Raw genomic sequence first — 8,808 nt, 5'->3', positions numbered from 1 at the left:
GGGCTCAAGCGTAGTGTGGGAAAACCTGCATGCTGCGTTTCTAAGGGAGGGAGTAGTAGCAATACTACTTCCTTACCTAACCAGCTCGCTCGTGATAAAGGCTTTGAAAAACGCGCACAACTTTATGCTGCTAAGGCTTACTCAAGACAAGCTGATAAATCTGGTAAATACGTTGATTTAAAGAAGATTTTCTTTATCGCGATTTCAAATTGTACCTTATTCCCTGATAAGCTTGACTATATATCTAGCCATACCATAAGAGATGAAAAAACCAATGAGCATGACTTAAAAGATTTTCAATTTATCTTCATAGAGCTGCCAAAATTTCCTAAGAGTAGAGAAGAACAACTAGAAAGTGTAGTAGACCGTTGGCTATTTTTTTTCAAATATGCAGATGAAACAACGGACGAAGATCTCAGAAAAATTGCGGAAAAATCACCAATAATAAAGCTAGCATATGATGAATTAGATAAGTTTCACTGGAATGAAAAAGATCTAATAACTTATGAAGAAAGAATAATGGATCTGCGCAAAGAAGAAGCCATTCTTGAATACAGACTTGATCTTGCTAAAGAGGAAGGTAGAAAAGAGAGGGAAATTGAAGTCGCAAAGAATCTACTTAAAGCAGGTGTTTCTTTTAATATTATAGCTCAAACTACTGGTCTTTCTATGAGTGAGATCAAAGAATTGCAGCATTAAGTGTGAATGGTTACGAAAAATATAAGTTTTTGCGATAAACGACATAGTGATGTATTTGTTGTTCAGCATGTCAGTGGAATATTTTCTGGTATCTGTTCAGATGCATGGCTAATGCTGAAACAAAAATTCCAGTGCTCCTTTTTTTGTCATCCCAGTCTGGGATCCAGATTGGGCACTAAGTTGGTAAACACGAAAGCGCTTTACAACGTTTTTGATGGAACTGTGCAAAAGGACTGGATACCAGTGTCAGCTACTTGCATGACACCCATTTGTTCCTATAGTTGCTTTTCTCGTCTACCTTATTTTGCCACTCATCTGAACAGATACCCATTTTGGAGGGATACCAATAATAGTTGTGAGCGGTACAAGTTTAGTTCATATACCTTCCAAGCATAACACGCTCACGAAACTTTAATGCGATAGCTTGGTTTCTACTGAAAGACAGCATTATGCCAAGTGCGATGCTCGAAGATAAAAGAGAAGAACCACCATAGCTAAGTAACGGCAGGGTTATGCCGGTGGTAGGAAAAACACTCAATGTTACCCCTATGTTTATTATGAATTGTGTGATGAATTGCATTGAGATACCGAGAATCACCAACAGATTAAATAATTCATTTTCCCTATATGCAATGTAAAGCAAGCGGGCGGAAATGATGCCAAATAACATCAATGTGGCTAAGCACGTAATCAAACCAAATTCTTCTGCTAAAACAGAAAACACAAAATCTGTATGACAATCAGGAAGAGAGGCTTTTACGCTACCTTCACCAGGTCCAACTCCAGTTAATTGACCTCTTTTGAATGCTTCTAATGATTTTGTGACTTGAAAGTTATCGCGCTGCGTAAAAAAGACAAAATTGTAAATCCTTTGCTTTATATGTGGGAGGCATAAGTAAGCTATTGTAGTTCCAGTTGTGGCCATTCCTATTATGCATAGAAAGTATAAAAATGGTATACATGCAATAAACATTTGACCGATAAAAGAATATGTTAAAAGCATAGACATACTGAAATCAGGTTGCAAAAGTAACAACACAAAAACTAACAGAAATATTATGATTGATATGTGTATTTTAAACTTCATTTCGCTGGCCAAGATACTAGCTATAACAACAGAAAAAAATGGCCTTACGAACTCAGATGGTTGAACAGAAATTTTGACAATATGTAACCATCGTTTCGCACCTTTTACCTCTATACCAAGTATTATCGCAGTTGCTACTAGAATAGTAAATAAAGCGAAACCTGCGAATGAGAGGTTAAGTATAGTTCTTGTGTTGAGAAAAGAAAATGTCACCAAGGTAATTAGTGACAGGACTATATAAATTGTATGGCGCCGTATAAAATAATCCTGTGGTAGAGAAAGACGCTGCGCAATTACAGGGCTTGCTGAATAAACAAGAATGAAGCTTATAGTGAGCAAAAAAAACACTGGAAGGATGAGATAATAATCCAGCGTTCTATACCAGAGTTTAATATTCATTTTGTTCCAATGTGTAATGCCACTATTCCATAGCTCATATTATGAAACTCAACATTCTTAAAGCCTACCTCTTCAATTTCCATTTTAAAATCAGCCTGAGTTGGAAACTCTCTAATGCTCCTCACTAAATATTCATAAGAACTCTTGTCTTTAGCAACTATGCTGCCAATTTTAGGAATTACTTTAAATGAATATAAGTCATAAAGTTTGGTAAATATCTCATTTTGATAGTGCATAGGGGCAAATTCTAAGCAGATAAATTTCCCATGTGGTTTTAATACCCTGTGCGCCTCATTTAAAGCCTTCTTGCGGTCAGAAACATTTCGAATGCCAAAAGCTATTGTGCAATAATCAAATTCGGAGTCTTCAAATGGTAAACTTTCTGCACTTGCACATACCCAATCAAAATTAATTTGGTTTGAATTTATAGCTTTATCACGTCCTCTGTTTAGCATGTTTTGATTTATATCGCATACTGTAACCTTAGCACTTGGCTCTTTTCTTACTACTCTTATTGCTATATCTCCAGTTCCTCCAGCAACATCTAAAACCTTAGAGTTTTTTGTAAAATGCACACTATTTACCATCTTATCTTTCCATAATCTGTGCATTCCGAGGCTCATTATATCATTCATGGTGTCGTAGCGACTTGCCACGGAATCGAATACCTCTTTAACTAATTGTGATTTCTTCTCGATTTTTATAGTAGACATTACGTAAAAACTCCTTTATAATTAGTAAAAATTAATTTGAATTAACACAAATGTCAACGACAGGCCTTGAGCCTGTTAAAATCTTCTTCAGCGTGGTATGATGACCGAGTTAGTGGGCTTGATGCAACCACTAAGAAACCTTTGGAGTAAGCAATGTATTTATAATGCTCAAACTCTTCTGGGGTAACATACCTATCAAGTTTTGCATGTTTTGGAGTTGGTTGTAGATATTGACCAATTGTAATAAAATCAACCTCAGCACTGCGCAAATCGTCCATAACCTGAAGTATTTCCTCTTTTGTTTCTCCAAGACCAACCATAAGCCCTGACTTTGTGAAAACTTTAGGATTAATCTGCTTTACCATCTTCAACAAATATAGTGAATAAAAATAGCGAGCTCGTGGTCTTATTTTTGCATACAATCTCGGCACTGTTTCAATATTGTGGTTATAGACATCAGGTGATGCAACAGCGATTGCTTCAAATGCTCCTTTCTTATTTAAAAAATCAGGAGTTAAAATCTCTATTGTTGTCTCTGAAGTTATCTTTCTAATTTCTTCTATGCACTGTATAAACTGATTTGCGCCACCATCTGGCAAATCATCACGATCAACGGAAGTAATGACAACATGTTTTAAGTTTAACTTTTTTATTGCTTTTGCTAAATTTTCTGGTTCATGAGGATCTAGTTTATCAGGAATGCCAGTTGCAACGTTGCAAAATGCACAAGCACGAGTGCAAACAGAACCGAGAATCATCACAGTAGCATGACGTTTATTCCAACATTCACCAATGTTTGGACATGCAGCCTCTTCGCACACTGTATGCAAGTTATGCAGTTTAACGATGTTTAAGGTCTCATTGAATACTTCACCGGTCGGAGCTTTTGCTCTGAGCCATTGAGGTTTGCTATGCATCTGAAACTGCTAACTCTACCTCTTGCTTTACTAAAACTTTTTTCAACCTTCTTTTTATCTTCTGCGCTTTCTCACTTAGTTTAATCGTTCTTGTGTTGAGCAAAAAAGCATCTAAATCACCTTTGTAATCTATAGTTCTCAAAGTTCTTGTTGCCACACGAAATCTAAACTTTTTATTCAATATATCACTTGTCAACGTAACCTTATGTAAATTTAAAAGAAAGGTACGCTTTGTTTTACGATTCGAATGTGATACCTTATTACCAAAAGATTTTTTTCTATTTGTTAATTCACAAACTCTACTCACTTCAATATACCAAATTATTCTATGTACTTAGATTACCTTATATAGTCAAATAGTCAATACTCTCTTGCTTAATTTTTATACCATATACTGCTTTATAACCAAAAAATATCGTAATTTTTTCTATTATAAGAGAAATCATATGCTGAATTTCCAATGCTTTGCTGCCATTTGTTACTACCAGATGCAACACACCCGAATTTATATTCTGTGCATATGAGATCTTTTTCGGTTTTGTACACTCTGCTATTTCTTTCCCTACTATATTTCGCCAGTTTAAAATAAGACGTATTTCATTTTTACTAATCTTATTTTTCATGCATTTTAATGCATAGTTTTCAATTATAGACTTTAATTTTTTTGGACCGCTACGTTTGAGCATTTTTCTGTTTTTTTAGTAAGTAGATAATATAAAAGTATACATATAACTTGAGATTTTGTCATTACTGCTACATGTTTGTGAGATACCGTGACGGTATGACCATAATCGTCATTCCGCGGCGTGTTCGCGGAATCTAGCTCTGGTCACGCTACTTAGATGACAACCTTCTAACTGCTTTACAAAGGCTCTACCCTCTGGCCTCACACCGTAAAAGCAGTATTTTTATGCAAAACTTATCTCAACGTAGCACTTGTCAAGATCGTTCCATTCAAAAATTTTTGTTTTGCCTCATAATTAACCTTATAGCTGTTTTAATTGTAATTGGTTAAATTATTATTAACTTGCCAGGCTAGATCCAAAAAATAGCATAATCAATATGCAAATTGCAATAGAAATCACGTTTGCGTATGGTTTATTGCTATGCAGTTAATCTTTCCTCAATCCAAGCTGCTTGCATAGCTTCGAGTATTTTTTCGTTACAGCGTTTTTCATCATCATCAAATTCCTCTAAACTCAATACCTTTTTTTTAAGCTCAGTGAATCTAATACTAATTATATTCTCATCTGGAAATTTTTCTTCCAGAGCTTCTACAATATCTTCTATATCAAGCCATTTCATATTTTTTTGTATTTATCTGCTAAGTTAAATTGGTGCCCATGGGGAGACTTGAACTCCCAAGGTCGCAAAACCCACGGATTTTAAGTCCGCTGCGTCTACCGATTCCGCCACACGGGCTTTTTTTATCTATCTAGAGTAAAACTCTACTACTAAATTGACTTCCATGTCTGCTGAATAAGGAACCTCAGAATATTGAGGTGACCTCAAATACTTCACTGAATGCTCTTTACTATCTGCTTCTAAATAATCCGGAGCCTTGCGCTCTTGTTTTTGTTCAGCCTCTACTACTACAGGGATTTTTGCTGCCCTTTCTCTTATTTTTATTATATCACCTGGCTTCACTCGATAACTCGATATGTTAACCACCTTATCATTAACTGTAACGTGCTTGTGAGATATGAGCTGCTTTGCTGAGTAAATTGTTGGAACAAGACCAGAGTGGTATAAAACAGAACTTAATCTCGATTCTAAGATACCGATAAAATTATCAGCCGTATAACCCTTTCTGTTATAAGCATCTAAAAATGTACGTCTGAGCTGCTTACTTGAAATCGCATAGTAAAACTTAAATTTCTTATGCGCAGCAAACTGCTTACCAAAGTCGGATAACTTCTTGAATCCAAGAATACCATGTTGACCTGGAGGGTATTTCCTTTTGTTTACTGGGTCTTTAGCTCTACCCCATAAATTTACACCAAGTCTACGGCTAATCCTATACTTTCTAGTGATAACAGTTGTCATATAAAAACTCTCACGATTTAACTTTAGATTATTAAGGATTTTAGCACTCAGTGTCAACTTGTTTTTGCTGATATAATCTTTTATACTTCATTTTTAAGTTTTTCTATTAACACATGAATCATTCACATTTAAAATCTATGGCAAACGCCATCCGTTTTTTATCAATTGATGCAGTACAAAAAGCAAACTCTGGACACCCAGGTATGCCACTTGGCATGGCAGATGTTGCAACTGTTTTGTTTGCTAAATATCTGAATCATAATCCTGATGATTCTAAATGGTTCAATAGAGATCGCTTTGTTTTATCAAACGGTCATGGGTCAATGTTACTATACTCAATATTATATTTGACAGGTTATATTAGCGTAGATGAGCTAAAAAACTTCAGACAAATGGGATCCAAGACCCCAGGTCATCCAGAGTTCGGCTTGACTTCCGGGGTAGAGGCAACAACAGGCCCGCTCGGTCAGGGGTTTGCCGCTGCTGTTGGCATGGCACTTGCTGAATCGATACTTGAAAAGCAGTTTAGAATCAATCACTACACTTATGTGATGCTAGGGGATGGCTGTCTTATGGAAGGAATAAGCCATGAAGCAGCATCACTTGCTGGGCATCTTAAATTGAATAAGCTTATAGCTCTTTTTGATGATAATGATATTTCTATAGATGGCGCTACTTGCCTTTCCTGTTCTGACGATGTAGAGAAACGCTTCTTAGCGTATGGATGGAATGTTGACAAAATTGATGGCCATGATTTTGATGCCATATCCCTTGCAATAGAGCAAGCAAAAAAGTCTGATAAACCTACAATGATCTGCTGCAAAACTATTATCGGAAAATTTTCAAGCCGTGCTGGCACATCCTCTGCTCACAGTGGTGCTTTTTCGGAGGAAGACATAAAACAGATGAGAGAGAAATTAAACTGGAATTATGAACCATTCCATGTACCAGAAGATGTGAAAAATGCCTGGAAGAAAACTGTTGAGAGAGCAAAACAAAACTACACGATGTCATTCCAGCGCGTGACGCTGGAATCCAGGAAAGAAGAAAAAGAATGGATCCCAGTGTCAAGCACTGGGATGACAAGAGAGAGTACTGGGATGACAGAAGAGAATGCTGGGATGACAGGGTATCATGCAGAACTTCAAAGACGGTTAGATAAACATCTACCAGATAATATCGCTGGTGTTTTAGCTGACCTGAAGAAACAAATATGTGAGCTAATGCCAAACGAAGCTACTCGATCTTCTTTCGGCAGAGTAATGGAACTTTTAACTGAGTCTATGCCGGAATTAATCGGCGGTTCTGCTGATCTTACCGGGTCAAATTGCACTAAATATGAGCACATGCAGGTAATAAATAGCAATAATTATAGTGGCTCTTATGTCCACTATGGAGTGAGAGAGCACGCTATGGCAGCATGTATGAATGGTATGGCACTTCACGGCGCGATTCTTCCTTATGGCGGCACTTTTTTGGTATTTTCCGACTATTGTCGTCCTGCTATACGTCTTTCAGCTCTGATGAAGCAGCAGGTTATGTATGTCATGACTCACGACTCAATTGGAGTGGGAGAAGATGGCCCGACTCATCAGCCAATAGAGCATTTAGCCTCTTTGCGTGCTATACCAAATCTATATGTTTTTAGGCCAGCCGATGCAGTTGAAACTCTGGAGTGTGTTAGCATTGCACTCGAAAAGAAAGAATCTCCAGCACTGTTTGCGCTCTCAAGGCAAAACGTAAGTTACATGCGCAAGTTCTACTCTGATATCGATCAATCTGCTAATTTATCGAAGTTTGGTGCATATATTTTGTGTGAATGTTCAAAAGAATTAAAAGTGACGATATTTGCTACGGGGTCCGAGGTTGAAATTGCAGTTGAAGCAAGGGAGAAATTGCAGGAAAAGGGTATAGGTACAAGGATTGTTTCTATGCCATGCTGGAGGCTTTTTGACGAGCAAAGCGATGAATATAAAGCGGCAATATTAAATAATGACAGCATTAAAGTTGCAATTGAAGCCGGAAGTGAAATGGGTTGGCATAAATATATAGGTTCAAACGGTATATTTATTGGCATGAAAAGCTTTGGAGAATCAGCACCTTATAAAACACTCTATGAGCATTTTAATATCAGCGCAGATCATGTGGTAAAATGTGTGTGTGAGAAACTGGTTTACATTCAGTAGACTTCTTGCATAACCATATGAAAGCCCACTCTTCTTTGTCATCCCAGTACGTGACGTTATTTCCATCCAAGATGATGTCATTCCAGCACTTGACACTGGCATCTAGTTTTCTTTACAAATTCACCAAAAGTGCTTCATTCTATAACGCAAAACCCATACTCACCAAACCCAATGCATTACTTGCAATTAAGTTTCCTGGATCCCAGTGTCAAGCACTGGGATGACACCTTTTCCGGTAGAAGATCACTATCAAATCACATTGCTCTGGTCATTATGATCACCATTATTTTGTTCAACTGATTGATCGACCCCAGGTGAAGAAGAATCATCATAAGGTTGTGTGTCAGACTTTTCTTCGTCAGACCCAAACAACCATGAAAAAAAACCACCAAAAAATGATGCAATTAATGAAAAAGGCTTCAGAGGTTGTCCGGAAACAAGTAAAAGGCTATAATATCTGAAATTTTAGTACGGGGTAAAGATGAGAAAAAAGTATCCAACAGATCTAAGCGAAAGGGAATGGGCAAGAATAGAAAAACACTTCAGAGTATCATACAAGAAAGGAGGAAGGCCGCCAAAGTATAGCAAAAGAGAAATATTAGAAGCAATTTTCTATGTATTGCGTACAGGGTGTCAATGGCGGTATTTACCAAATGATTTTCCGCTATGGAAGACTGTGTATGAGCAGTTCAGGCAATGGAAGAAGCAGGGAATTTTTGAGAAAATGAATTATGAAATTACAAAATATAGTAGAAGAAAAA

The 8,808-nt window shown here is 37.0% G+C and carries 11 protein-coding genes and 1 tRNA gene; 4 read left to right on the top strand and 8 right to left on the bottom strand.

Annotation, left to right across the window (positions count from 1 at the left end; genetic code table 11):
• Window positions 1-699 (top strand): Rpn family recombination-promoting nuclease/putative transposase (locus tag OZD64_RS03945; RefSeq protein WP_274999335.1); only part of this gene is annotated, 699 nt, incomplete at its 5' end.
• A 370-nt stretch (window positions 700-1,069) separates the two neighbouring features.
• Here the strand turns inward: OZD64_RS03945 and OZD64_RS03940 are convergent.
• From OZD64_RS03940 to rpsD, 8 genes are all read right to left on the bottom strand, one after another.
• Window positions 1,070-2,185: an FtsW/RodA/SpoVE family cell cycle protein gene (locus tag OZD64_RS03940; protein WP_274999334.1), complete on the bottom strand. Its 1,116-nt coding sequence runs from the start codon at window positions 2,183-2,185 to the stop codon at window positions 1,070-1,072.
• A complete protein-coding gene (gene ubiE, locus OZD64_RS03935) occupies window positions 2,182-2,898 on the bottom strand; it encodes a bifunctional demethylmenaquinone methyltransferase/2-methoxy-6-polyprenyl-1,4-benzoquinol methylase UbiE (protein ID WP_010962557.1) in 717 nt (238 codons plus the stop codon). The genes OZD64_RS03940 and ubiE overlap by 4 nt, the downstream gene beginning before the upstream one ends.
• A 53-nt stretch (window positions 2,899-2,951) precedes the next feature.
• Window positions 2,952-3,815 (bottom strand): lipoyl synthase, encoded by an 864-nt coding sequence (gene lipA, locus OZD64_RS03930; RefSeq protein WP_274999331.1) that lies wholly within the window; start codon window positions 3,813-3,815, stop codon window positions 2,952-2,954.
• A complete protein-coding gene (gene rpmB / locus OZD64_RS03925; protein ID WP_006279619.1) occupies window positions 3,808-4,122 on the bottom strand; it encodes a 50S ribosomal protein L28 in 315 nt (104 codons plus the stop codon). Before rpmB ends, lipA begins: the two co-directional genes overlap by 8 nt.
• Window positions 4,123-4,159: 37 nt before the next feature.
• Entirely contained in the window at window positions 4,160-4,501 is a 342-nt protein-coding gene (locus OZD64_RS03920; RefSeq protein ID WP_010082513.1) for a DUF721 domain-containing protein, read from the bottom strand.
• Window positions 4,502-4,919: 418 nt separating this feature from the next.
• Complete coding sequence (gene iscX, locus OZD64_RS03915; protein ID WP_038198703.1) at window positions 4,920-5,120, bottom strand: Fe-S cluster assembly protein IscX; 201 nt, start codon at window positions 5,118-5,120, stop codon at window positions 4,920-4,922.
• Window positions 5,121-5,150: 30 nt separating this feature from the next.
• Window positions 5,151-5,237 (bottom strand) — tRNA-Leu (locus OZD64_RS03910).
• A 9-nt stretch (window positions 5,238-5,246) separates the two neighbouring features.
• Window positions 5,247-5,861, bottom strand: coding sequence for a 30S ribosomal protein S4 (gene rpsD / locus OZD64_RS03905; RefSeq protein ID WP_010962555.1), 615 nt, complete (start codon window positions 5,859-5,861; stop codon window positions 5,247-5,249).
• A gap of 113 nt (window positions 5,862-5,974) precedes the next feature.
• Here rpsD and tkt point away from each other — a divergent pair, with 113 nt between their 5' ends.
• The 3 genes from tkt to OZD64_RS03890 all read left to right on the top strand — a co-directional run.
• Window positions 5,975-8,047, top strand: coding sequence for a transketolase (tkt, locus tag OZD64_RS03900; protein ID WP_138264941.1), 2,073 nt, complete (start codon window positions 5,975-5,977; stop codon window positions 8,045-8,047).
• 17 nt (window positions 8,048-8,064) lie between these two features.
• A complete protein-coding gene (locus OZD64_RS03895; protein WP_138264940.1) occupies window positions 8,065-8,271 on the top strand; it encodes a hypothetical protein in 207 nt (68 codons plus the stop codon).
• A 257-nt stretch (window positions 8,272-8,528) separates the two neighbouring features.
• Window positions 8,529-8,808, top strand: a 280-nt coding sequence (locus tag OZD64_RS03890; RefSeq protein WP_044471353.1) for an IS5 family transposase, incomplete at its 3' end; no start/stop codon positions are given.

It is taken from the genome of Wolbachia endosymbiont of Drosophila tristis, assembly GCF_028981745.1.
GTDB classification, from domain to species: domain Bacteria; phylum Pseudomonadota; class Alphaproteobacteria; order Rickettsiales; family Anaplasmataceae; genus Wolbachia; species Wolbachia pipientis.
This window is presented reverse-complemented; position numbering and strand designations above follow the sequence as displayed.

Excerpts from the sequence above, each read along its gene's own strand:
- OZD64_RS03940 (WP_274999334.1), bottom strand. The coding sequence starts at position 2,185 with ATGAATATTAAACTCTGGTATAGAACGCTGGATTATTATCTCATCCTT.
- ubiE (WP_010962557.1), bottom strand. The coding sequence starts at position 2,898 with ATGTCTACTATAAAAATCGAGAAGAAATCACAATTAGTTAAAGAGGTA.
- lipA (WP_274999331.1), bottom strand. The coding sequence starts at position 3,815 with ATGCATAGCAAACCTCAATGGCTCAGAGCAAAAGCTCCGACCGGTGAA.
- OZD64_RS03920 (WP_010082513.1), bottom strand. The coding sequence starts at position 4,501 with ATGCTCAAACGTAGCGGTCCAAAAAAATTAAAGTCTATAATTGAAAAC.
- iscX (WP_038198703.1), bottom strand. The coding sequence starts at position 5,120 with ATGAAATGGCTTGATATAGAAGATATTGTAGAAGCTCTGGAAGAAAAA.
- rpsD (WP_010962555.1), bottom strand. The coding sequence starts at position 5,861 with ATGACAACTGTTATCACTAGAAAGTATAGGATTAGCCGTAGACTTGGT.
- tkt (WP_138264941.1), top strand. The coding sequence starts at position 5,975 with ATGAATCATTCACATTTAAAATCTATGGCAAACGCCATCCGTTTTTTA.
- OZD64_RS03895 (WP_138264940.1), top strand. The coding sequence starts at position 8,065 with ATGAAAGCCCACTCTTCTTTGTCATCCCAGTACGTGACGTTATTTCCA.